At 67.9% G+C, this 23,901-nt stretch carries 21 protein-coding genes; 8 read left to right on the plus strand and 13 right to left on the minus strand.

Annotation, left to right across the window (positions count from 1 at the left end; all coding sequences use genetic code 11):
• Positions 1-55 precede the first annotated feature (55 nt).
• The 6 genes from ACOHX0_RS12035 to ACOHX0_RS12060 all read right to left on the minus strand — a co-directional run bounded on the left by ACOHX0_RS12035 (position 56) and on the right by ACOHX0_RS12060 (position 5,537).
• On the minus strand, positions 56-1,231 hold the full coding sequence (locus tag ACOHX0_RS12035) for an acetyl-CoA C-acetyltransferase (RefSeq protein ID WP_420677006.1): 1,176 nt from the start codon (positions 1,229-1,231) through the stop codon (positions 56-58).
• A 610-nt stretch (positions 1,232-1,841) separates the two neighbouring features.
• The gene (locus ACOHX0_RS12040; protein WP_420677008.1) at positions 1,842-2,678 is read right to left on the minus strand and encodes an EAL domain-containing protein; all 837 of its coding nucleotides are present in this window, start codon (positions 2,676-2,678) and stop codon (positions 1,842-1,844) included.
• Between the two features lie 143 nt (positions 2,679-2,821).
• Entirely contained in the window at positions 2,822-3,757 is a 936-nt protein-coding gene (locus ACOHX0_RS12045) for a sterol desaturase family protein (RefSeq protein WP_420677010.1), read from the minus strand.
• On the minus strand, positions 3,754-4,224 hold the full coding sequence (locus tag ACOHX0_RS12050) for a hypothetical protein (RefSeq protein ID WP_420677011.1): 471 nt from the start codon (positions 4,222-4,224) through the stop codon (positions 3,754-3,756). The genes ACOHX0_RS12045 and ACOHX0_RS12050 overlap by 4 nt, the downstream gene beginning before the upstream one ends.
• 269 nt (positions 4,225-4,493) lie before the next feature.
• The gene (locus ACOHX0_RS12055; protein ID WP_420677012.1) at positions 4,494-4,835 is read right to left on the minus strand and encodes a hypothetical protein; all 342 of its coding nucleotides are present in this window, start codon (positions 4,833-4,835) and stop codon (positions 4,494-4,496) included.
• 141 nt (positions 4,836-4,976) lie between these two features.
• On the minus strand, positions 4,977-5,537 hold the full coding sequence (locus ACOHX0_RS12060) for a TlpA disulfide reductase family protein (RefSeq protein WP_420677013.1): 561 nt from the start codon (positions 5,535-5,537) through the stop codon (positions 4,977-4,979).
• Between the two features lie 23 nt (positions 5,538-5,560).
• On the opposite strand from ACOHX0_RS12060, the gene argH reads away from it, so the two are divergent.
• From argH to ACOHX0_RS12080, 4 genes are all read left to right on the plus strand, one after another.
• Positions 5,561-6,952 (plus strand): argininosuccinate lyase, encoded by a 1,392-nt coding sequence (gene argH, locus ACOHX0_RS12065; protein WP_420677015.1) that lies wholly within the window; start codon positions 5,561-5,563, stop codon positions 6,950-6,952.
• 77 nt (positions 6,953-7,029) lie between these two features.
• Positions 7,030-7,206, plus strand: coding sequence for a hypothetical protein (locus tag ACOHX0_RS12070; RefSeq protein ID WP_420677016.1), 177 nt, complete (start codon positions 7,030-7,032; stop codon positions 7,204-7,206).
• Positions 7,207-7,852: 646 nt separating this feature from the next.
• The gene (lysA, locus tag ACOHX0_RS12075; protein ID WP_420677018.1) at positions 7,853-9,118 is read left to right on the plus strand and encodes a diaminopimelate decarboxylase; all 1,266 of its coding nucleotides are present in this window, start codon (positions 7,853-7,855) and stop codon (positions 9,116-9,118) included.
• A 61-nt stretch (positions 9,119-9,179) separates the two neighbouring features.
• A complete protein-coding gene (locus tag ACOHX0_RS12080; RefSeq protein WP_420677151.1) occupies positions 9,180-11,789 on the plus strand; it encodes a TIGR02302 family protein in 2,610 nt (869 codons plus the stop codon).
• A gap of 105 nt (positions 11,790-11,894) precedes the next feature.
• Here ACOHX0_RS12080 and ACOHX0_RS12085 read toward each other — a convergent pair whose 3' ends face one another.
• Positions 11,895-12,758, minus strand: a complete 864-nt coding sequence (locus ACOHX0_RS12085; RefSeq protein ID WP_420677020.1) for a zinc-ribbon domain-containing protein — start codon at positions 12,756-12,758, stop codon at positions 11,895-11,897.
• Positions 12,759-12,958: 200 nt separating this feature from the next.
• Between ACOHX0_RS12085 and ACOHX0_RS12090 the strand changes: the two genes are divergently transcribed.
• From ACOHX0_RS12090 to ACOHX0_RS12105, 4 genes are read left to right on the plus strand one after another with little or no spacing between them, the layout of a single operon-like run.
• Positions 12,959-13,636 carry a cell division ATP-binding protein FtsE gene (locus tag ACOHX0_RS12090; RefSeq protein ID WP_420677022.1) on the plus strand — a complete coding sequence of 226 codons (678 nt, stop codon included), beginning with the start codon at positions 12,959-12,961 and terminating at the stop codon, positions 13,634-13,636.
• Positions 13,633-14,541 (plus strand): cell division protein FtsX, encoded by a 909-nt coding sequence (locus tag ACOHX0_RS12095; RefSeq protein ID WP_420677024.1) that lies wholly within the window; start codon positions 13,633-13,635, stop codon positions 14,539-14,541. The genes ACOHX0_RS12090 and ACOHX0_RS12095 overlap by 4 nt, the downstream gene beginning before the upstream one ends.
• Positions 14,538-15,287 (plus strand): lysophospholipid acyltransferase family protein, encoded by a 750-nt coding sequence (locus ACOHX0_RS12100; RefSeq protein ID WP_420677026.1) that lies wholly within the window; start codon positions 14,538-14,540, stop codon positions 15,285-15,287. Before ACOHX0_RS12095 ends, ACOHX0_RS12100 begins: the two co-directional genes overlap by 4 nt.
• Positions 15,265-15,870 (plus strand): pyridoxamine 5'-phosphate oxidase family protein, encoded by a 606-nt coding sequence (locus ACOHX0_RS12105; RefSeq protein ID WP_420677152.1) that lies wholly within the window; start codon positions 15,265-15,267, stop codon positions 15,868-15,870. The genes ACOHX0_RS12100 and ACOHX0_RS12105 overlap by 23 nt, the downstream gene beginning before the upstream one ends.
• Before the next feature lie 103 nt (positions 15,871-15,973).
• On the opposite strand, the gene ACOHX0_RS12110 is transcribed toward ACOHX0_RS12105, so the two are convergent.
• The 6 genes from ACOHX0_RS12110 to ACOHX0_RS12135 form a co-directional block, all read right to left on the minus strand.
• The gene (locus ACOHX0_RS12110; protein WP_420677027.1) at positions 15,974-16,282 is read right to left on the minus strand and encodes an EthD family reductase; all 309 of its coding nucleotides are present in this window, start codon (positions 16,280-16,282) and stop codon (positions 15,974-15,976) included.
• A 388-nt stretch (positions 16,283-16,670) separates the two neighbouring features.
• Complete coding sequence (gene lpdA, locus ACOHX0_RS12115; protein ID WP_420677029.1) at positions 16,671-18,062, minus strand: dihydrolipoyl dehydrogenase; 1,392 nt, start codon at positions 18,060-18,062, stop codon at positions 16,671-16,673.
• Between the two features lie 203 nt (positions 18,063-18,265).
• A complete protein-coding gene (locus ACOHX0_RS12120) occupies positions 18,266-18,676 on the minus strand; it encodes an MAPEG family protein (protein ID WP_420677031.1) in 411 nt (136 codons plus the stop codon).
• Entirely contained in the window at positions 18,673-19,158 is a 486-nt protein-coding gene (locus ACOHX0_RS12125; protein WP_420677032.1) for a hypothetical protein, read from the minus strand. The genes ACOHX0_RS12120 and ACOHX0_RS12125 overlap by 4 nt, the downstream gene beginning before the upstream one ends.
• Positions 19,159-19,271: 113 nt before the next feature.
• A complete protein-coding gene (gene odhB / locus ACOHX0_RS12130; protein WP_420677033.1) occupies positions 19,272-20,822 on the minus strand; it encodes a 2-oxoglutarate dehydrogenase complex dihydrolipoyllysine-residue succinyltransferase in 1,551 nt (516 codons plus the stop codon).
• 13 nt (positions 20,823-20,835) lie between these two features.
• Complete coding sequence (locus ACOHX0_RS12135) at positions 20,836-23,787, minus strand: 2-oxoglutarate dehydrogenase E1 component (protein ID WP_420677034.1); 2,952 nt, start codon at positions 23,785-23,787, stop codon at positions 20,836-20,838.
• Positions 23,788-23,901 lie beyond the last annotated feature (114 nt).

Consider the following 23,901-nt stretch of genomic DNA (forward strand, 5'->3'; position numbering starts at 1 on the left):
TAACAAAAAAAGGACGCCCGATGGGCGTCCTTCGATATCAGCGCTGCGCCGCAATTCAGGGACGCTCCACGCACATGGCGACACCCATGCCGCCGCCGATGCACAAGGTGGCGAGCCCTTTTTTGGCGCCGCGCCGCTTCATCTCGAACAGCAGCGTGTTCAGCACCCGGCAGCCGGAGGCGCCGATCGGGTGGCCGATGGCGATGGCGCCGCCGTTCACGTTGACGATCGCCGGATCCCAGCCCATGTCCTTGTTGACGGCGCAGGCCTGGGCGGCAAAGGCTTCATTGGCCTCGACCAGGTCCAGATCGGCGACCGACCAGCCGGCCTTCTCCAGCGCCTTGCGCGAGGCATAGACCGGGCCCACGCCCATGATCGCCGGATCCAGGCCGGCGGTCGCGTAGGAGGCGATGCGGGCCAGCGGCTCGATGCCGCGGCGCTCGGCTTCATCGGCACTCATCAGCAGGGTGGCGGCGGCGCCGTCATTGAGGCCGGAGGCATTGGCCGCGGTGACCGTGCCGTCCTTGGTGAAGGCAGGGCGCAGTTTCTGCATCGCTTCCATGGTGGCGCCGTGGCGGATGTACTCGTCCTGGTCCACCACGGTCTCGCCCTTGCGGTGCTTGACGGTGAAGCCCGCGATCTCGTCGGCGAACTTGCCCGCCTTCTGCGCCGCTTCAGCCTTGTTCTGCGAGGCAACGGCAAATTCGTCCTGCTGGTCGCGGGAGATCTGCCACTGCTCGGCCACGTTTTCGGCGGTCTGGCCCATGTGGTAGCCGTTGAAGGCGTCCCAGAGGCCGTCACGGATCATCGTGTCGATGTATTTCATGTCGCCCATCTTGTGGCCCGCGCGCAGATGCGCGGCATGGGGGGAGAGGGTCATGTTCTCCTGGCCGCCAGCCGCCACGATGGAGGCATCGCCGAGCTGGATGTGCTGGGCGCCAAGCGCGACCGCGCGCAGGCCCGAGCCGCAGACCTGGTTGATGCCCCAGGCGGCGCTTTCCTTGGGCAGGCCTGCGTTGATGTGGGCCTGGCGGGCCGGGTTCTGGCCCTGGGCCGCGGTGAGCACCTGGCCGAGGATGGTTTCCGACACCTCGGATTTGTCGATGCCCGCGCGCGCCACCACCGCTTCCAGCACCGCGGCGCCAAGGTCGTGGGCCGGGGTGTTGGCGAAGGCGCCGCCAAAGGAGCCGACGGCGGTGCGCGCGGCGGATGCGATTACAACATTGGTCATTGATCTGGGTCCTCTGCCATCAATTGTCTGACGGAAAAGCGGCAGCGCGCCGTGCAGGGCATCGGGCGCAGCGGCCGGGTTTCCTCCCTTATCCGGATGCAGGCATAACGCGTTGCTGCACCTGCAGCAATGGACAGGGTGTCTCATGCCGCGTGGCGGTGTCAACCGCGGCAAGCGAAGCAGGGGCGGGGAAATCCGCCAAGCGGCGGTGCGGGGGCAGTTTGCCGGGCGTATGGGAACGCCTCTGGCACGCGCGCCTTGAAACGCGCGCGGCTTCCGGCGGGAGTATTTTTCCAAAGAAGAAGCGGCGGCTGCGCGGGGAAGTCCAAGGGCTTTGCGCGGCGTACCGGCAGAAGGGGCTTTGCTGCCGGTACGCGGCTGGCGGCACGCGGCATCCGGGAAAAGGCGGTGGCGAGGGCGGAACGCGCGGCCTGGCTGGCACGGCTGCCTGCTGCAGGCTTGCAGGAAAGAGGAGAGTTGCGCGCAAGCCGCGGAGGAGGACGGCAGGCTGCATCTGCCGCCGCGCTGGCCGGGGCAATAACGGAGCAGTACCGGGGCGGTGCCGGGGCTGCCCCGCCGGCGCGGCGCGTGCGGGCCCTTGGTCCTGCGTCTAGCTGCCGCTGCGCTGTTTCAGTGACTCGACCCAGGGCGGCGTTACCGAGGGGGCGCCATAGAGGAAGCCCTGCAGGCAGTCGACGCCGATGGAAACCAGAAACTCGGCCTCCTCCGGCCGTTCAACCGATTCGGCGACGGTGAGCATGTCGAACTGCTTGGCGATGCTGACCAGCGCCCGCACCACCGCCTGGTTGTCGTGATTGGCGTGCACGCCGCGCACGAACTGGCCATCGATTTTGACCGCATCGAAGAAGAACTGGCGGAAGTGGCCGATCGCCGTGGTCCCGGCACCGAAATTGTCCAGTGCGAAAGCGATGCCGTGCTGCTGCATCCGGCCCATGAAATCGGTGACCAGCTCGGGCGCGGCCATGGCGGAGCTTTCGCCGATCTCCAGCACCAGCCGCTCTCCCAGGGTGGAATCGCGCTTGAGGATGCGCTCCAGCACCCGGGTCCAGGGCTCATAGCCGATCGAGCGCGCCGACATGTTGACCGACAGGCGGATGCCGGGGAACCGCTCCAGCGCCTGCAGCCCGTGTTTCAGCGCCAGGCAGTCGAGCTCGCGGCCAAGTTCCTTGTCTTCGACCAGATGGAAGAAATCGCGGGCCGGGATCACCCGGCCGGTGGCGTCCAGCACCCGGATATAGCCTTCGTAGAAGGCGGTGCCATGCGGCGGCATCGCCTGCATTACCGGCTGGTAGGCCAGCACGGTCTGATTGTGGCGCACCGCCTCCGCCACCATGTCGAGCGTCGAGCGGTCGCGGGTGGTCACCGCCGCGCTGAGCGGGTTGTCGGCCCCTTCGGGCATGTCTGCGGCATGGAGGCGCTTGCTCATCGGTGTTAGGTTCCCTGTTCCGGCCCGGGCAGGCCGCAGTATGCGGCTGCCTGCACTCTGGCGCAAAAGGGTTGCCGTGGAATTAAGCGCAGCATTTTTGTCAAATTTTCCGCAAGGCCGCGCCGGGCCCGCCGCGGGGCGGCTCAGCGGCGGGGAAAGCCCGGAGTGCCTGCGTCTTCGGGGTGGCGCGCAAGATGCCTGGCCTTGATCGTGCCGGAGGTGTCGCGGCTGCCGTCGTGGCTGTAGCCGGGCGGTGCCAGCGCGTACGCCAGACGCTGCCGCCAGCTCAGCCCCGGCTGGCGCATGTCGGCGAACATGCCCGCCCATTCGTGGAAGGCCACCCGCAGCGGGTTGAAGCTGGCAATGTTGCGGACCAGGCCGAAATCCGGCTTGTCGCGGTCCTGCTCGGGCACGAAGGTGCCGAACATCTTGTCCCAGATGATGAAGACGCCCGCGTAGTTGCAGTCGAGGTACCGCGGGTTGCGGCCGTGGTGGGCACGGTGGTGGCTGGGGGTGTTCATCACCGCCTCGAACCAGCGCGGCAGGCGGGAGATCGCCTCGGTATGAATCCAGAACTGGTAGATCAGGTTCAGCCCGCCCACGAAGAGCACCAGCGCCGGGTGGAAGCCCAGGAGCACCATCGGCGCCTTCACAATGATCATGAAGGTGAAGGTGCCGGTCCAGGTCTGCCTGAGCGCGGTGGTCAGGTTGTAGTGCTGACTGGAGTGGTGATTGACATGCGAGGCCCAGACCCAGCGCACCCGGTGGCCCAGCCGGTGCACCCAGTAGTAGCGCAGGTCGTCGAGCACGAAGCAGAGGACGAGCGCCCATGCCGAGGTGCCGAGGTCCAGCGGTGTGAGCCGCCAGAGGAACATCAGGAACCCCCAGGCGAGGAAGCCGAGCAAGAGCCCTTCGGCGACGCTGCCCGCCCCCATAATGAGCGAGGTGGCAGCATCCCGCGTCTCGTACCGGCCGCCGCGTTTCTTGAGGGTGATCCACAGAATCTCGGCCAGGATGGCGGCGATGAAGAAGGGCACCGCAAGCTGGGTGGCATCGGGGAAGGTGAGGGCGTCCGTCATGCGCGGGCTCCGGATGCGGGGGCAGGGGCAGGGCGCTGGCAGGCCGGTGAGAGGCAGGCCGAAGGCAGGCGGGCAAGCCAGGCGCCGCGCTCCTGATCCGTGAGCCGAATGGTGACGCCGGGGGCGGCGAAATCAGCAAACACCACCCGCAGCCCGGCCGGGACAGCGGATATACGCGCGCCCTCTAGGCTGTGCGCGGCGGTGTCGGCGCCGAAGGCCCAGAGCAGGCCTGTGTCGGCAGCAGCGGCATTCGGCCCGGCGCCCGTGCGGGGCAGCAGCAGCGCCGCGTCCCTTGCGGCATTGACCAGAACCTCGCCAGGGCCGGCTTCGGGGCAATGGCGCAGCCAGGCGCGGCGGGCGCTTCCGGCGTCCAAAACCGCCCGCTGCGACCAGCCGGTCAGATGCAGCAGGACGGCAATTGCAGAGATCCCGCCGGCCACCAGGGCCAGCAACAGCAACAGTGGCATGATGTCCTCCCGCCGCCAGAGTGGCGGCGGGGCCGGCCGCCTGTCAAAGGTGGCGTGGGGTCAAGCTGGTGCCGCCGGGGTGCCGGGCCGGGTATAGCCGCATGAAGCGGGTTGGCAAGGCACAGCCAAATAAGCAAGCAAAGCGCAGCCAAGCGGGGTCAGCCAAGCAGGGTCAGCCAAGCGGGGTCAGCCAAGCAGGGTCAGCCAAGCAGGGTCAGCCAAGCAGGGTCAGCCAAACTGGGTCAGGCTGGCGGGGTCAGCGGGCGGACTCAGCCGGCGAGCGGCACCTGCGGCGGCTCGGCCAGCACCTCCATCCGCACCACGCGTTCGACAAAGGGCACCAGCCCCTCGGGGCCGGAGGCGCGGTCCTTCAGGTGGATGCAGAGATCGGGGCGCTGCTCGGCAATGATTCCGATCAGGTCGCCGCGGATGCGGTCGTCGAGCCCGGCGCCCATGATCACGCATCTGATACGGGGCTCGGTCTCCAGCTGACGCACCACCTCGGCGTGGTCATGCGCGCCCAGCCATTCGATCGGCAGATGCTCCAGCTCGCGCGCCACATTGCCAATCACATGCGGCAGCTTGCCGATCAGCAGCACAACAGGTTTCATCTTTCGCTTCTCCTCTTTCCGCGGCGGAGGCGGGCGGCAGCGAGGCTGCCCGCCAAACCAAGAGGATAGTGCGATTTGCCGGCGGGTCAGCCCGGCGGCGGGTGCCGGGCGCGCCGCCACGGCAGGGGCGGCAGGCGCGGTTCAGCCCTCGATCATCTTTGAAACGATCGCCTTGGCGCTCTCCGAGTTCCACTCGGCATCGCCCAGCAGCCGGGCCACCTCATGGCCGTCGCGGTCCAAGAGCACCGTGATCGGCAGTCCGATCACCGCCATCTCGCGCGCCAGCGCCTGTTTCGGGTCCTGGTGGCGGGGCAGATTGGTGACGCCGATCTCGTCAAAGAACTTCTGGATGCCGGCGGGCGTGTTGCGCCCCGTCGCGATGGTGAGCACTTCGAAGTCAGCGCCGCCCAGCTCTTCCTGGAGTTCGGCCAGCTGCGGCATCTCCTTGCGGCAGGGCGCGCACCAGGTGGCCCAGAAGTTCAACAGAACCACCTTGCCCTGATAGTCGGCCAAAGTCGCGGTGCCGGCCTCATCGGCCAATTGGAAGGCCACTTCGGACACCGGTTTGGGCTCGGAATGCACCACCAGTTTTCTCATGTCCCCCTGGCGCAGCGCCTCCAGTGCGGGACCATCGGCGGCAAATGCCGCATTTGCACCCACGGCAAGGGCCATATAAAGGGTGAGCTGACGAAACAGACGCATTTTATCTCCGGGGTTTCACCACAATGACAGATCAATCCTCGAACCAGATGTGGGGCGGCCGCTTTGCCGCCGGCCCGGACGCGATCATGGAGGCGATCAACGCCTCGATCGGGTTCGACAAGCGGATGGCTGCACAGGACATCGCAGGCTCCAGGGCCCATGCGGCGATGCTCGCCGCCACGGGTGTGATCAGCGATACCGATGCCGAAGCCATTCGGGAAGGGCTGCTCACCGTTTTGTCAGAGATCGAGGGCGGAACTTTCGAATTCTCCACCGCGCTGGAGGATATCCACATGAATGTGGAGGCCCGCCTGAAGGAGATCATCGGCGAGCCCGCGGGCCGTCTGCACACCGGCCGCTCGCGCAATGACCAGGTGGCGACCGATTTCAAACTGTGGGTGCGCGACCAGCTGGACGCGGCCGAAGCGGGCCTGCTGGCGCTGATCCGCGCATTGCTGACCCAGGCCGGGGCGGGCGCCGATTGGGTGATGCCGGGTTTCACTCATTTGCAGACCGCGCAGCCGGTGACCTGGGGCCACCACATGATGGCGTATGTGGAGATGTTCGGCCGCGATCTGTCCCGGGTGCGCGATGCGCGGGCGCGGATGAACGAATGCCCGCTGGGGGCGGCGGCGCTGGCCGGCACGTCCTTCCCGATCGACCGGGAGATGACGGCAAGCGCGCTGGGCTTTGACCGCCCGGCGGCCAACTCGCTGGATGCGGTGTCGGACCGCGATTTTGCGCTGGAGTTCCTGTCCTGCGCCTCGATCTGCGCCATGCACCTCAGCCGCTTTGCCGAAGAGCTGGTGATCTGGTCCTCGGCGCAGTTCCGCTTTGTCACCCTGTCGGACCGCTTTTCCACCGGCTCCTCGATCATGCCGCAGAAGAAGAACCCCGACGCGGCCGAGCTGATCCGCGCCAAGGTGGGCCGCATCTTCGGCGCAAACACCGCGCTGATGATGGTGATGAAGGGGCTGCCGCTGGCCTATTCCAAGGACATGCAGGAAGACAAGGAGCAGGTGTTCGACGCCGCCGACAACCTCATGCTGGCGCTGGCGGCGATGGAGGGCATGGTGCGCGACATGACCGGCAACCGCGACAGCCTGGCGGCGGCGGCCGGCTCCGGCTTTTCCACCGCGACCGATCTGGCCGACTGGCTGGTGCGGGTGCTGAAGGTGCCGTTCCGCGATGCCCACCACGTGACCGGGACCTTGGTGGCGATGGCCGAGGCGCGCGGCTGCGACCTGCCGGAACTGTCGCTTGCGGACATGCAGGGCGTGCACGAAGGGATCACCGAAGACATCTTCACTGTGCTGGGGGTGGAAAACTCGGTAAACTCGCGCCAGTCCTATGGCGGCACCGCGCCCGATCAGGTGCGCGCTCAGGTGGCACGCTGGCAGGAGATCCTGGGCTGAGCGCCGGAGGAATTGTGCCGGGGAGCGCCTGGGAGAATATCCGGCCGCGCATCCTGGCAGATAAGGGAGACACGCCGATGACCCGTTTGCTGCTGGTCCTGGGAACAGCCCTCGCACTCAGCGCCTGCGGCGCCGATGGCGAGCCGGTGCGCCCGAGCCTCAACGCAGGCATCGGTGTGGGCGGCGGCGGTGTGCATGCGGGCGGCAGCGTCGGCCTGCACAAGGGGCCGCTCAACGTCTACCTCGGGTTCTGAGGGCGCTTGCGCGCTTGAGATTGCCGGAAAGGAGAGCGGGATGAAACCGGCGATTGCGATACTTGCCCTGCTGGCTCTGGCGGCCTGTGAGAACGGCGGGGCAGGGGCAGACCGGGGGCAGGACGCCCCGGCCGGCGGCGTGAGCGTCTCCGGTTATGCTCGCATCGGAGCATCGCACACATTCTGACTGGGACCTGCCTCCTGTCGGCTGAGACCGGAGGCAACGGGTGGCTCCCGCGCCTGAAGATGCTCCCTGCGGGATCATATTGCAGCCTTGGGCCAAGCGCCGTGCTGACGCCCGGCGCGGGATGTGCCCTGTCGAAGGGGAAGCGGGTTGAAATTGCGCGCTGACAGATTTCCGGACGGTTTTCCGCTGCGACGCGCTTGAGGAGCAGAATTGCCCTCAAGCGCCTTGTCCAGTCGTATCCAGATAGCGCGTCAAGGGTGAACGGCGTTGCGCGGCCCTTTACCCGCTGGCGGGCCGTAGCGCCCGCCGCGCGCCAGCGCGGCGCCCGGCCCAACGGGAGCGGGGGCATCTGTGATGCGCCTCGCGACGGGCGGGAGGGGCCGCCATGGGCATAACGCCGCGCCGCCGGACCACCGGAATCATTTGATCCATCCGACCCTTTTGCCCTAAACGCGGGCCATGGATCACTTTCTCTACCGCGACGGCGCGCTCTACGCCGAGGATGTTCCCGTCACCGAGATCGCCGCGGCGGTGGGCACCCCCTTCTACGTTTATTCCACAGCCACTCTGCTGCGCCATTTCCGCCTCTTCGACGAGGCGCTGGAAGGCACCGATCACCTGGTCTGCTACGCGATGAAGGCGGCCTCCAACCAGGCGATCCTGAAGACCCTCGCACAGGCGGGCGCGGGGATGGATGTGGTAAGTCAGGGCGAATACCTGCGCGCCAAGGCCGCGGGCGTGCCGGGGGAGAAGATCGTCTTCTCCGGTGTCGGCAAGACCTCGGAGGAAATCCGCACCGCACTGAGCGGCGGCATCCGCCAGTTCAATGTCGAAAGCGAGCCCGAGATGGAGGTGATCAGCGCCATCGCGGTCGAGCTGGGCACCGTCGCGCCCGTCACCATCCGCGTGAACCCGGACGTCGACGCCAAGACCCATGCCAAGATCGCCACCGGCAAGTCCGAGAACAAGTTCGGCATCCCGATCTCCCGCGCGCGGGAGGTCTATGCCCGCGCTGCCGCCCTGCCGGGGCTGGAGGTGATCGGCATCGACGTCCACATCGGCTCGCAGCTGACGGAGCTGGAGCCGTTCCGTCTCGCCTACCAAAAAGTGGCCGAACTCACGGAAACCCTGCGCGCCGAAGGCCATGACATCCGCCGGCTCGACCTCGGCGGCGGCTTGGGCATCCCCTACGAGCGCTCCAACACCGCGCCGCCCCTGCCGGTGGAATACGGCCAGCTGATCAAGGAGACGCTGGGCCATCTGAACTGCGAGATCGAGATCGAGCCGGGCCGGCTGATCGCGGGCAACGCCGGGCTGATGGTTTCCAGGGTGATCTACCTGAAGCAGGGCGAGGGCCGCGATTTCCTGATCATCGACGGCGCCATGAACGACCTGATCCGCCCCGCCATGTACGAAGCGCACCACGACATCGTGCCGGTCGCGGAACCCGTGCCGGGCGTGGAGAGCCAGCCCTATGACATCGTCGGCCCGGTCTGCGAGACCGGCGACACCTTTGCGCGCCAGCGCGCCATGCCGCCGGTGGCGCCGGGGGATCTCATCGCCTTCCGCAGTGCCGGCGCCTATGGCGCGGTGATGGCGAGCGAGTACAACTCCCGCCCGCTGATCCCGGAAGTGCTGGTGCACGGGGATCAATTTGCGGTCATCCGCCGGCGCCCGGACTTTGACGAAATGATAAACCGCGATACCATCCCCGAATGGCTCTGACGCGTTCCGGCGCGGGCCATCGGCAGGGGAGCCCCGCATGGCCCGCAACATGGACCGCAACATGGACCGTACCACGGCCCGCAATCTCGGCATCGGCGACGCGCTGAAGCGACTGAGGCGCCCCCTGGCCCTGACCCGGGCCGGGATGGCGGCGGAGCGGAGCTTGCGCGCCTTCTGGCCGCTGGTCTCGGTGCTGATGGCGGCGCTGGCGGCGCTGATGCTGGGGCTGCACGAGCTCCTGCCGGTGGAGGCGGTCTGGACGGGCACCGTTGCCACGGTGCTGGGCGCACTGGCGGCGCTGGGCTGGGGCCTCTGGCGCTTTCGTTGGCCCAGCCGGGCGGCAGCGCTGGCGCGGCTGGACGAGACTCTGCCGGGCCGGCCGGTCAGCACGCTTCTGGATCAGCAGGCCATCGGCGCGGATGACCCCGCCTCGGCGGCGCTTTGGCAGGCGCATCGGCGTCGCATGGCCGAGGCCGCGCGCCGCGCCCGTGCGCCTGCGCCCGATCTCAAACTCGCGGCTGCCGACCCCTTTGCCCTGCGCTACGTGGCGGCGCTGGCGCTGGTCGTGGCACTGCTGTTCGGCTCCTTCTGGCAGGTGGCCTCGGTCCGCGGGATTGCGCCCGGCGGCAATGGCACGGCGCTGGGCGGGCCCGCCTGGGAGGGCTGGGCGGAGCCGCCCGCCTATACCCGCCTGCCGGTGCTCTACCTCAACGACCAGGCGGCAGGCCCGCTGGAGCTGCCCGCGGGCAGCGCGGTGACGCTGCGCTTTTACGGCAAGACGGGGGCGCTGACGCTGGCGGAGACCGTCTCGGGCCGCGCGGGCGAGGTGCGGCCGGCCGCCGCGCCGATGCATGAATTCGAGGCCGCGCGCTCCGGCACCCTGGAGATCGCAGGCCCCGGCGGGCGCAGCTGGCAGGTGGCGGTGATCCCCGACCAGCCGCCCAAGGCCGCCGCCGCAGGCGATCCCGAGCTGGATGCGGGCGGCGAGACCGCGATTGCCTATTCCGCCAGCGACGATTACGGCGTGGCGGGCGGCACACTCACCATCACGCTGGACCTTGCCGGCGCCGAGCGGCGCCACGGGCTCATCATCGACCCGGACGCCCGCGACCACATCGTGGTCGACCTGCCGCTGCCGATCTCGGGCAGCCGCAAGGCCTTTACCGAAACCCTGATCGAGGATTTCGCCCAGCACCCCTGGGCCAACCTGCCGGTCACCTACCGCTTCACCGTGCGTGACGAGGCCGGGCAGGACTTCACCGCGCCTGCCTATAACGCGCCGCTGGTCGCCCGCCGGTTCTTCGACCCGCTGGCGGCGGCGGTGGCGGAGCAGCGGCGCGATCTGTTGTGGTCGCGCGCCAATGCGCCGCGGGTGGCGCGTATCCTGCGCAGCCTGTCGCACCGGCCCGAAGGCGTCTTCCGCGACTACGGCGACTACCTGCGGCTGCGCAGCATCCTGCGGCGGCTGGAAGGCTATATCTCGGAGCACTCGCTCCCCGCGCCGCGGCAGGAGGAGGTGGCGGCCGCGCTCTGGGATCTGGCGCTGCAGATGGAGGAGGGCGACATGGGCGACGCGCTGGAGCGGATGCAGCGCGCCCAGGAGCGGCTTAGCCAGGCGATGCGCGACGGCGCCAGCGACCAGGAGATCGCCCGCCTGATGCAGGAGCTGCGCGAAGCCACGCAGGACTACTTGCGCCAGCTCAGCCGCCAGGCCGAGGCCGGCCCGGAGCAGCCGGGCGGCGGCGACCAGAACACGATGACGCTGAGCCAGGACGACCTGCAGGCGATGATGGACCGCATTCAGGAGCTGATGGAGCAGGGCCGCATGGCCGAGGCCGAACAGGCCCTGCGCGAGTTCCAGCAGATGATGGAGAACATGCGGGTGACCCGCTCCCAAGGCGGGCAGGGCGGTGATGCGGGCCGCGAGGCGATGGAGGGGCTGGCGGAAACCCTGCGCGAGCAGCAGGGGCTGTCGGATCAGGCCTTCCGCGATCTGCAGGAACAGTTCAACCCCGGCGCCCAGAGCGGCGAAAGCCAGGGCAACGAAGGCCGCGAGGGCGGTCTGGGCCGCGGCCAGAGCCATCAGGACGGCGGCCAGCAGGGCACGGGCCGCGGCAGCGATGCCGGCCGCGGCGAGGGCGGCAGCCGCCAGAACCGCGGCCCGGACGGCAGTTTCCAGGAACCGGACGCGGGCAGCCTCGCGGATCGTCAGGAGGCGCTGCGCCGGCAGCTGCAGCGCCAGCAGCAGGGCCTGCCCTTTGCGGGCGGCGAGGCGGGCGATGCCGCGCGCGAGGCGCTGGACCGCGCAGGCCGCGCCATGGACGGTGCCGAGGACGCGCTGCGCGGCGGCGATCTGGCCGATGCCATCGGCCGTCAGTCCGAAGCGATGGAGGCGCTGCGCGAAGGCATGCGCAGCCTGGGCGAGGCGCTGGCGCAACAGCAGCAGGGCCAGCCGAACGGGCAGGGCCAGCCCTCGGCCACGGCGCGCGGCGACCGGATGGACCCGCTTGGCCGCAGCAGCCGCGGTACATTGGACGGCGGCGAAGTTGGCGAAGGCCAGGCCTACCGCCGCGCCTGGGATCTGCTGGAGGAAATCCGCCGCCGGGCCGGCGACCGCGAGCGCGGCGATAGCGAACGCGGCTATCTGCAGCGGCTGCTCGACCGCTTCTGACTCCGGCCGGGTGCGCCAGCCGGGCGGATGGCGCGCAAGGGCTGCAGCCCGGCGGCTTCCGGGGCAGGCCGGCCGAGCCGGAAATCTGGCGCTTCGAGGGGGCTACTACGCCGCGGTGAGGGATTTCACCTGCACGTCCAGCCACAGCCGCAGCTGATCGACCCAGGCAACATAGCTCTCAAGCGCGCTGCCGGCCTGCGGCAGACGCTCGGCGATCACCGGCGCATTGGCATAGACCATCACCAGCGCCAGCATCACCAGAAGCGACAGGGTGAAGCCGCGGGCAAAGCCGCCCTGGCTGCGGCGCCGGCCCCCGGCCTCGGCCGCCCCGGCTGCGGCGGCGCTTTCGCCCGCGCGCAGGGTGGAGTTGATCTCTTCGATGTCGGGCAGCAGGTCGCGGCGGGAGCCGGACGCGGCGGCCTCGGTCTCCAGCCCGTTGCGCTGCCAGGTCCGGTCCTGCGCTGCGTCCGCGGGCCGGTCCCCGCGGGGGCTGCGCGCTATCCGTTCCGGGTGCTCACTGCGGTCCGGACGGCGCGGGCGCGCGGGCGGCTCGCCGGGCATGGCGTCGAGACCGAGATCGGGCTGGGTTTCCAGCGCCTCCGCCTCCGCCTCCGCGGCGCGCAGGGCGGCCTCGCGGGCGGCTTCCTCGCGCAGGATGTCCGAAAGATCCGGGTCAAGCCCGCGCGGCCGCGGGGCAGGCGGCTCGATTGCGGGCCCGGCAGAGTTCCCGGCGGCGGAGTCCGGCAGGGCGGTTTCCGGCGCGGGCGCGGCCCTTTCCTCCTGCTCCGGTTCGGCGTGCTCCGGGAGCGGGCTGCCGGGCTGGCCCGGCCCTGCCTCCGCTTCCTCCGCGGCGCCGGGCTGGAACCAGGTCTGGTCGCATTCCGAGCACTGCACATCCCGGCCCTCGGCAGGAATGACGTCATCCGGCACTTCGTACTGGGCGGCGCAATTCGGACAGGTCAGGCGCATCGTGCTCTCCTCGGCGCGGCGCCCGGGCGGCCGCCGGCAGGTTGTTTTCCAGCGATCATAGGTAGTTCCGCCCCGCCATAAAAGGCCCAATCGCGCCCGCGCCCGGCCGCCCTCCGCCGCGGCGGCACACCCGCAACAGCGCCCCATTGAAACTGCCGGGGCCTTGGGGCACAACGGCACGGCATGACAAGGGGGCAGCGGTGATCGAGCTGGACGAAGTGGGCTACAATTACGGCGGCGGCGAGTTGCTCTCCGGCGTCTCGGTGCGGCTGGCGCCGGGCTCGTTCCACTTCCTGACCGGCCCCTCCGGCGCGGGCAAGACCACGCTCCTTAAGCTTTGCTATGGCGCGCTGACCCCGACAGCAGGGCGGGTGCGGGCCTTCAACATGGACGTGAAGGGGCTGGACCGCGACCAGATGGCCTATCTGCGCCGCCGTGTCGGCGTAGTGCACCAGGACTGCCGCTTCCTCGACCATCTGCCGGTGATCGAGAACATCGCCCTGCCGCTCACGGTTTCGGGCCGCGGGCTGTCGGAAGAAGACGCCAACCTCCGCGAGCTGCTGAACTGGGTCGGCCTTGCCGAGCGCGCCGATGCGCTGCCGCCGGAGCTGTCCGGCGGCGAGCGGCAGCGGGCGGCGCTGGCGCGCTCCTTGATCCTGTCGCCCGACGTCATCATCGCGGACGAGCCCACCGGCAACGTCGACTGGGAGATGTCGCAGCGGCTCTTGCAGCTTTTGGTGGAACTGAACCGGATGGAGAAGACCATCCTGGTGGCCACCCACGATTTGTCGCTGATCCGCGCCGCCAAGAACCAGGTGCAGGCGCGGGTGCTCAGGATTTCGGGCGGGCGGCTGCATTCGGCGGGGGCCGACCTGTGAGCGGCGGCGGGCTCGCGCGGCTGCGCCAGCTGATCCTGGGCGATGCCCAGGCCGACCGGGTGGTGCCGCCGAGCGGCTTCACCGCGCATCTCACGCTGTTTGCCGCGGGCGCCATGGCTTTCCTTGCGGTCTTTGCGCTGGCGCTGTCGCTGGCCTCGGGGCGACTGGCGGACCGCTGGGCCTCGGAACTGGCGCGCGCCGCCACGCTGCGGATCAACGCGCCCGCCGAACAGCGCGCGGCGCAGACCGAGGCGGCGCTGGAAATCCTGCGCCAGACGCCGGGCGTCGCCGAAGCGCGGGCGCTGAGCGCCGAAGAACAGGCCGCCCTGCTCGCGCCCTGGCTCGGCTCCAGCTTGCCGGCCAAAGACTTGCCGGTGCCGCAGCTGATCGAGGTGACGGCGGATGATCCGGGCTATGACGCCGCCGGGCTCAGGCTGCGGCTGCAGGCCGAGGTGCCGGGCGCGGTGCTGGACGATCACGCCCGCTGGCGCGCGCCTCTGGTCGATGCGGCCCGTGCGCTGCGCCGGCTGGCCTGGGCCTCGATCCTGCTGATCGGCGGCGCCACCGCGGCGATGATCACGCTTGCCGCCAATGCCGCCCTGGCCGCCAATGCCCAGGTGATCGAAGTGCTGCGGCTGGTTGGCGCGCTCGACAGCTATATCGCCCAGGCCTTCGTGCGCCGCTTTACCCTGCGGGCGCTGATGGGCACCGCCGCCGGGGTGGTGCTGGGGATGGCCGGGGTCTGGCTGATGCCTGCCGCCTCGGAAGAAGGCGGCTTTCTCACCGGGCTTGGTTTTCAGGGCTGGGGCTGGCTGGCGCCGCTCATGATCCCGCCGCTGGGCGCGCTGGTGGCCTTTGCCGCCACGGCCCGCGCGGCCCGCAAACGTTTGGGGGAACTCTCGTGACATCCGCATTCCAGTGGCTGCGCTCGGCCCTGTTCGAATTCCAGATCTACCTGGCAATGCTGGTCATCGGGCTGGTCTTTGCGCCCTGGGCGCTGGTTTCGCGCCGCGGGGCACGGGTTGCCTGCAAGAGCTATTGCCGCTGGGTCCTGTGGAGCGCGCGCTGGATGGTCGGCATCCGCAGTGAGGTGCGCGGCCCGGTGCCCGGGGGCGAGGTGATCATCGCCGCCAAGCACCAGAGTTTCCTCGACATCCTGATTATCTTCAATGCGGTGCCCTCGGCCCGCTTCATCATGAAGCGCGAATTGCTGTGGACGCCGGTGATCGGCATCTACGCCAAGCGGCTGGGCTGTGTGCCGGTGAACCGCGGCAAGCGCGGCGCCGCCATCGCGCGCATGGTGAAAGGCGTTGCCGCCGAAAGCCGCGAACCCGGCCAGCTGATCATCTATTCGCAAGGCACCCGCGTGGCGCCGGGGGTGAAGCAGCCCTACAAGGTCGGCACCGCGGTGCTGTATCAGGCGCTGGAGCAGCCTTGCGTGCCGGCCGCCACCAACGTGGGCCTGTTCTGGCCGCGCAAGGGGCTGATGCGCAAGCCGGGACTGGCGGTTGTGGAGTTCCTGCCGCCGCTGGAGCCGGGGCTCGGCCGCAATGAATTTATGGCGTTGCTGGAAGAGCAGGTCGAGCGGCGCTCGGATGCATTGATGCGGGAAGCGGGGTTTGAGCCTGATGGAATATATCAGCAATCTTGACGAGCTGGAGGCGCTCTACGGGGAACCGGGAGCGCCTTCCTTACGCAAGGTGGCGGCGCGGATGACGCCGGCCTACCGGGAGTGGATCCTGGCCTCAAAACTCTGCGTGCTGGCCACAGTTGGCCCCGAGGGCACCGACGCAAGCCCCCGCGGCGATGACGGCCCCGTGGTGGCCGAGCTCGACCCCGGCACGCTGGCGCTGCCCGATTGGCGCGGCAACAACCGGATCGACAGCTTGCGCAACATCGTGCGGGACGGGCGGGTGTCGCTGATGTTTCTGGTGCCCGGCTCGAACAATGTGGTGCGCGTGAACGGCAGCGCCCGGCTCACCGGCGATGCGGAGCTGCGGGCGCGGTTCGAACGCGCAGGCAAGCAGCCCGCCACGGTGATCGTGATATCAATCGCGGAAATCTACATGCAATGCGCCCGCGCGCTGATGCGGGCCGGCACCTGGCGCGGTGCGGATGAAAGCGCAGGCCTGCCCAGCATGGGCGCGGTGCTGGCCGAGATGACCGAAGGCGCGGAAGGCGGCGCGTCCTACGATGCCGCCTGGGGTGCACGGGCGGCCAAAACGATGTGGTGAGGCCCGCGGCGGCGCGGGCCAAGGAAATTGCAATTTCCTTGTAAAAAGTCCTGCAAAGACTTTTGTCTGCCGCCCGCGGGCGTGCAGACAGGCCGGGTTTAGCTCAGGAAATCAGCGCGCCAATCAGGATCTGCGGCTCCACATCGGTGAAATTCGCAATATCCGCCATTACCGGCCCGGAGGCCTTCATCGCGGCCTTCATGTCCTCCTGCGTGGCAAAGAGCAGCGTTGCCACCGCGTGGTAGGGCGCGGGCGTCTCCGGCCCGCCGGAGAGCCCCCGGACCGCAATGGCCCGCTCGAGGTACTGACCCATATGCCGGCCCACAAGCTCCATATGCGTCTGGGCGTAATAGGCATGGTCAAAGCGGCTGTCTGGAAGGGCGGGGTAGAAGACTTGCAGTGACACGGTCATGGCGGTGCTCCTCCTGGCTGTGGTCCCGGACAGTAGAGCCGGTGCCGCACCTCGCGCCAAGGAAAACGTGCTCGATGGGGCGGGCTCGCCCGATCTGCCGGGCAGGCGGGCCTCTCGCCTGAAAGCGAAAAGCCGCGCACCGGCGGCGCGCGCGGGGGCGAACCGAAGGGGAAAGATTGGCAGTTTATCCCGGCCAGATCCGTACACCCTCTCGAGGGACCACCCAGCCGCAGCCAAATCGCCGCCGTGTGGGGGCGTGGCCTGCGATTCGCGGCGGCCTTCGGCCTTGTCCCGTGCTGGGGAGATTCAGGGCGAACCGGACATCCGGCGACCCGGAAAGGAAAAAGGCAGCTCCGGGGGAGCTGCCTTTCAGTGCGCCTGCGCCGGATCAGCTGTGAATGGCGCCGCTGCCGCAGGCGAGGGCTGCCTCGCGCACCGCTTCCGAGTAGGTCGGATGCGCGTGGCATGTCAGCGCCACATCCTCGGCCGAGGCGCCGAATTCCATCGCCACGCAGAGCTCGTGGATCAGGTCGCCTGCTCCGGGGCCGATGATCGCGGCACCGAGAATGCGGTCGGTTTCCTTGTCGGCAATGATCTTCACGAAGCCGCCCTCGGCCTGGTGCACCGCCTTGGCGCGTGCGTTGCCCATGAACATGAATTTGCCGGTCTTGATCTTGCGGCCCTCGGCCTTCAGCGCATCCTCGGTGGCCCCCACGGTCGCCACTTCCGGGGTGGTGTAGACCACGCCCGGGATCACGCCGTAGTTCACATGGCCATGCTTGCCCGCGATTACCTCGGCCACGGCCATGCCCTCGTCTTCGGCCTTGTGCGCCAGCATCGGGCCTTCGATCACGTCGCCGATGGCATAAACGCCCTTCACATTGGTGGCCCAGGTCTTGTCCGTGGCGATCTGGCCGCGCTCGGTCATCTTGACGCCAAGCGCGTCGAGACCCAGCCCCTCGGCATAGGGTTTGCGCCCGGTGGCGACCAGCACCACGTCGGCGTCTAGGGTTTCTTCTTCGCCGCCCTTCTTGGCCTGGTAGGTGACCTTGGCCTTGCTCTTGGTGGTCTCCACGCCCTGCACCGCGGCGCCCATGATGAACTTCAGCCCCTGTTTTTCCAGGATCCGCTTGAAGCCGCGCTGCACGTCCTTGTCCATTCCGGGGCAGACCGCATCGAGGTATTCGACCACGGTCACATCGGCGCCGAGGCGGGCATAGACCGAGCCCAGCTCCAGCCCGATCACGCCCGCGCCGATTACCACCATCTTCTTGGGGATCTTCGGCAGCTCCAGCGCGCCGGTGGAGGAGACCACCTGCTTCTCGTCGATCTCCACGCCGGGGATCGAGGCGGGGACCGAGCCGGAGGCGATCACGATGTTCTTGGCCTCGTGGGTGTCGTCGCCGACCTTCACCTTGCCAGCCTCGGGGATCTCGGCCCAGCCCTTGATCCAGTCGATCTTGTTCTTCTTCATCAGGAACTCGACGCCGCCGGTGTTCTGGCCGATGACCTCGTCCTTGTAGGCCTTCATCTGGTCCCAGTCGACCGAAGGGGATTTGCCCTTCAGGCCCATCTTGGCAAAGTTGTGCTCCGCCTCGTGCAGCAGGTGGGTCGAGTGCAACAGCGCTTTGGAGGGGATGCAGCCGACGTTGAGGCAGGTGCCGCCGAGGGTCTCGCGGCCCTCCACGATGGCGGTTTTCAGGCCCAGCTGGGCGCAGCGGATGGCGCAGACATAGCCGCCGGGGCCGGCGCCGATTACGATCACGTCATAAGAGGCCATTGTCAGGTCCTTTCTTCAGATTTGGCGTGGTCCAAGCGGGGTGAGTCCCCTGCACCCCATAGGCTGCGGGCCTACACCGGCTTGGAATGGTTTGACAGGAAGAGTTTCGGCCCGGGAGCGATGCGCCGGGCGCAGGACGGGGAGGGGGCGCTGCCCCCGGCCCTGGCGGGCCTCCCCCGGAGTATTTTCGGCAAGATGACAGGTCATAGGAGCGCCGCCATCAGCATGAGGGCGGTGGCGAGGTAGCCGGCGCTCCAGATCAGGCTGCGCCAGGGCACCCAGCCGAAGGCATAGGCCGGGACGTAAGCGAGGCGCGCGCCGAGGTATGCATAGGCGCAACCCGTGGTGAGGGGCGAGCTCTTGTCTGCCAGCGTGACCGCGAGGCAGGCGATGGTGAAGAGGATCAGCCCTTCGAAGTGGTTGTTCATCGCGCGGTAGAGCCGCGCGGTGCGGCGGGAGACCTGATCCTGCAAATCGCCGCCCAGCCGGTCCCGGTCGCGGGGGCCGAGCGTCTTGCCCTGGCCAAGCTCCAGGTTGGCAGGCACCGCCATCAGGGCGATCTGGGCCACCTGCAGGAGCGCAGCGAGGGTGAGGGCGGTGAGTTCGGGGGTCATTGGTGCCCTTGCCAGTAAGACTCGATCATCCAGAGGCGACCTGCGGTTTCCGCTTTGATCGCGTCTATGAGGTGCTGGTAGCTCTCCGAATCCATCGTGGTCCAGTTTGTATTACCGCATGTGCGAATTGCCGCTTTCAGGCCGGGCGGGCCATGCCGCTTCAATTCGGATAACAGCACGCGATCAATGGGCGGATGCATGGCATCAATCTTTGACGGTGTCTGCCCCAGCTGGTCCTGGAGACAGCGGAAGTCACTCAGGTAGAGTGACTTTAGAAAAACGTTGATCAGCTTGGCGGCACGGCCGTGCGAGAAACCCGCGAGGCCGGAGGCTTCTGCACAACCGATTAGTTGCTGACGCCAGCGCGCGTGGCAATCGTCGAACTCCAACGGTTCGGGCAAACTGCCCATCCCGATACAAAAGCGCTCACACCCGGCCGCGCGAAGCAGCTGTGCAGCTTTTCCCACGGTGAGCCCCTTCATCTGACGGTTTGCGGCCCGGCCCGCTGCCCAAGCAGCGAACCGGAAACGATGTTCAGACGGTTTGTAGGCGTCTAGGGACAAAGCTGCACCGTGCTACTGAACCTGCGTCCGCCTTACAGATCCATCAGCAGGCGGCGCGGGTCTTCCAGCGCTTCCTTGACGCGGACCAGGAAGGTCACGGCGCCTTTGCCGTCGACGATGCGGTGGTCGTAGCTCAGCGCCAGGTACATCATCGGGCGGATCTTGATCTCGCCGTTGATCACCATCGGGCGCTCCTGGATTTTGTGCATGCCGAGGATGCCGGACTGCGGCGGGTTCAGGATCGGCGAGGACATCAGCGAGCCGTAGACGCCGCCGTTGGAGATGGTGAAGGTGCCGCCCTGCATCTCCGCCATCGACAGCTTGCCGTCGCGGGCGCGCTTGCCCTTCTCGGCGATCGCCTTCTCGATTTCGGCAAAGGACATCGTGTCGGCGTCGCGGATCACCGGCACCACCAGGCCCTGCGGAGTGCCCGCGGCAACGCCCATGTGCACGAAGTTCTTGTAGACGATGTCGGTGCCGTCGATCTCGGCGTTGACTTCGGGCACTTCCTTCAGCGCATGGCAGCAGGCCTTGGTGAAGAAGGACATGAAGCCGAGGCGCACGCCGTGCTTCTTCTCGAACTGCTCCTTGTACTGGTTGCGGAGTGCCATCACCTCGGTCATGTCCACCTCGTTGTAGGTGGTCAGGATCGCGGCGGTGTTCTGGGCGTCCTTCAGGCGCTTGGCGATGGTCTGGCGCAGGCGGGTCATCTTCACCCGCTCCTCGCGCGCGGCGTCATCGGCCGAGACCGGGCCGCGGACCTGGGCGGCAGGGGCGGGGGCTGCGGCGGCGGACGCGGATTTCGCGGCGGCGACGGCGGCGGCCACGTCTTCCTTCATGATGCGGCCGTCGCGGCCGGTGCCCTTCACATCGGCGGCGTTCAAGCCGGCTTCGGCCATCGCCTTCTCGGCAGAAGGCGCGTTGGCGACGTCCTTGCCTTCGGCAGCCGCGGGGGCAGGCTCAGCCGCGGCTTCGCCGTTGCCGGACTTGGCGGCGGGCTTGGCCGCGCCCGCGCCGCCCGTGATCACGCCGAGCTTGGCGTCGGCGGTCACGGTTGCGCCCTCTTCGGCGCTGATTTCCGCCAGCACGCCGGCCGCGGGTGCCGGCACCTCGACGGAGACCTTGTCGGTTTCCAGCTCACAGAGCATCTCGTCCTGTGCGACGCTGTCGCCGACCTTCTTGAACCAGGTGGAGACGGTGGCCTCGGTTACCGATTCCCCGAGCGCGGGCACCATGACGTCCGTGCTGGCGCCGGCTTCGCCTGCATCTCCGGTGCCGGAGGCTTCGGGCTCAGCAGCGGGGGCTTTTTCGCCGCGCGGCTTCACGACTTCAGGGCCTGCAGCGTCGGACTCGGCAATGTTGGCGAGCAGCGCATCGGCGCCGACGGTTTCGCCTTCGCCCGCGACGATGTCCTCCAGGCGGCCGGAGGCCGGGGCGGGCACCTCGACGGTGACCTTGTCGGTCTCCAGCTCGCAGAGCATTTCATCGGCAGAGACCTGATCGCCCGGCTTCTTGAACCAGGTGGCAACCGTTGCTTCGGTCACGGATTCGCCCAGGGCGGGCACGCGCACTTCGGTGGTCATATCAAATACTTCCTCAGATGCTCAGCGCTTCGTTCACGAGCGCCTCTTGTTGGGCTTTATGTTCGCTGGCCAGGCCGGTTGCGGGCGAGGCCGAGGTCGCGCGGCCGACATAGATCGGCCTTGTGTGCTTGGCGCCGATCCGGGTCAGCACCCATTCGATGTTGGGCTCGATGAAGGTCCAGGCGCCCTGGTTCTTGGGCTCTTCCTGGCACCAGACCATTTCCGCCTGCTTGAAGCGTTCCAGCTCCTTCACCATGGAGATCGCAGGGAAGGGATAGAATTGCTCTATCCGCATCAGGTAGACGTCGTCGATGCCGCGGGCGTCGCGCTCTTCCAAGAGGTCGTAGTAGACCTTGCCCGAGCACATCACGACGCGCTTGATCTTGTCGTCCGGCACCAGCTGGGTGTCGGAGTTGCCGTGCTGGGCGTCATCCCAGAGCACCCGGTGGAAGCTCGAGCCGGTGGTGAACTCCTCGGTCTTGGAGACCGCGAGCTTGTGGCGCAGCAGCGACTTCGGCGTCATCAGCACCAAGGGCTTGCGGAAGGTGCGGTGCAGCTGGCGGCGCAGGATGTGGAAGTAGTTCGCGGGCGTCGTGCAGTTCGCGACGATCCAGTTGTCCTGGCCGCACATCTGCAGGAAGCGTTCCAGGCGCGCAGAGGAGTGTTCCGGCCCCTGGCCCTCGAACCCGTGCGGCAAGAGGCAGACGAGGCCCGACATGCGCAGCCACTTCGACTCACCCGAAGAGATGAATTGGTCGAACATGATCTGGGCGCCGTTGGCGAAATCGCCGAACTGCGCTTCCCAGAGCGTCAGCGCGTTGGGCTCGGCCAGTGAATAGCCGTATTCAAAACCCAGCACTGCGTATTCGCTCAGCGCGGAATCGATCACCTCGTATTGCGACTGGCCGGCGCGGATGTTGTTGAGCGGGTAGTAGCGTTCCTCGGTCTCCTGGTCGACGATGCCGGAGTGGCGTTGCGAGAAAGTGCCGCGGGTGGCGTCTTGGCCGGCCAGGCGCACCGGGTAGCCCTCCAGCATCAGCGAGCCGAAAGCCAGCGCTTCGCCGGTGGCCCAGTCGATGCCTTCGCCCTTCTCGAACATCTTGGCGCGGGCATCGAGGAAGCGCTTCACGGTGCGGTGCACCGGGAAGCCTTCGGGCAGGCGGGTCAGCGCCTGGCCGATTTCCTTGAACGTCTCCGGCTCGACTGCAGTGCGGCCGCGCTGGTAGTCGGCGTCCTGCTTGTCCAGATGCGACCAGCGCCCGTCAAGCCAGTCGGCCTTGTTGGGCTTGTAGTTCTTGCCGGTCTCGAATTCCTCGTTCAGCATCGCCTGGAAGGCGGCCTTCATGTCCTCGATCTCGCCTTCGGGGATCAGGCCATCCTTCACCAGCCGCTCGGTATAGAGCGACAGCGTCGTCTTGTGGCCCTTGATCTTCTTGTACATCAGGGGGTTGGTGAACATCGGCTCATCCCCCTCGTTGTGGCCGAAGCGCCGGTAGCAGAAGATGTCGAGCACCACGTCCTTGCCGAACTTCTGGCGGAACTCGGTTGCCACCTTGGCGGCGTGCACCACCGCTTCCGGGTCGTCGCCGTTGACGTGGAAGATCGGCGCCTCGACCACCAGGGCGTTGTCGGTCGGGTAGGGGGAGGAGCGCGAGAAATGCGGCGCGGTGGTGAAGCCGATCTGGTTGTTCACCACAATGTGCATGGTGCCGCCGGTGCGGTGGCCGCGCAGGCCCGAAAGCGCAAAGCACTCCGCCACCACGCCCTGGCCCGCAAAGGCCGCATCGCCGTGCAGCAGGATCGGCAGCACCGAGGTGCGGCTCTTGTCGCCGAGCTGGTCCTGTTTGGCGCGGACCTTGCCCAGCACCACCGGGTTCACCGCTTCCAGGTGCGAGGGGTTGGCGGTCAGGCTGAGGTGCACCTCGTTGCCATTGAACTCGCGGTCGGAGGAGGCGCCGAGGTGGTATTTCACGTCACCGGAGCCGTCCACGTCCTCGGGCTTGAAGCTGCCGCCCTGGAATTCGTGGAAGATCGCCCGGTAGGGTTTCTGCATCACGTTGGCGAGCACCGACAGGCGGCCGCGGTGCGGCATGCCGATCACGATGTCCTGGACGCCAAGCGCGCCGCCGCGCTTGATGATCTGCTCCATCGCCGGGATCAGGCTTTCGCCGCCATCCAGGCCAAAGCGCTTGGTGCCGGTATACTTGACGTGCAGGAACTTCTCGAAACCCTCGGCCTCGACCATCTTGTTGAGGATCGCCTTGCGGCCCTCGCGGGTGAAGCGGATCTCCTTGTCGTAGCCCTCGATCCGCTCCTTCAGCCAGGCGGACTGCTCGGGGTCGGAGATATGCATGTATTGCAGCGCGAACGTGCCGCAGTAGGTGCGCTTCACGATGCTGACGATCTGGCGCATGCTGGCGACCTGCAGGCCGAGCACGTTGTCGATGAAGATCGGGCGGTCCATGTCGGCCTCGGTGAAGCCGTAGGTTCTGGGGTCCAGCTCCGGGTGCGGGGTCTCGGCGCGCATGCCCAGCGGGTCGAGGTCGGCGGCCAGGTGGCCGCGGAAGCGGTAGGCGCGGATCAGCATCAGGGCTCGGATCGAATCCAGCACCGCGCGCTGCACGTCCTTGTCGGAGATCTCGACGCCTTTCTCGGCCGCCTTGGCCTTTATCTTCTTGCCCGCAGCCTCGGCCTCGACCGGGTCGGGCCACTGGCCGGTGAGCGCGCCGGTCAGCTCGTCCGCGGGGGCGGGCGGCCAGTCGGGCCGGGCCCAGGAGGGGCCGGTGGCCTCGGCCTTCACGTCCAGTTCGGTGTCGCCCATGCGGCGGAAGAACTCGCCCCAGGCGGCGTCCACTGCATTCGGGTCATTGGCGTACTGGGCATAGAGCTGCTCCAGATACTCCGCATTGTGCCCCTGCATGAAAGAGGAGGCGTGGAAGAGGTCGTTGGGGCTTTGGTCGGTCATGAGGTTACCTCTAGCGGATTAGGACCGTATGGGTTTTGGCCGGGGCCACGCCCCGCAATCTGGGCTGCGGGGGTATTCATTCTGTTAAACCGCGCCTGCCTGCGGGAGGGCGGC

Source organism: Cribrihabitans pelagius (assembly GCF_048820915.1).
In the GTDB taxonomy this organism is placed as follows: Bacteria; Pseudomonadota; Alphaproteobacteria; order Rhodobacterales; family Rhodobacteraceae; genus Cribrihabitans_A; species Cribrihabitans_A pelagius.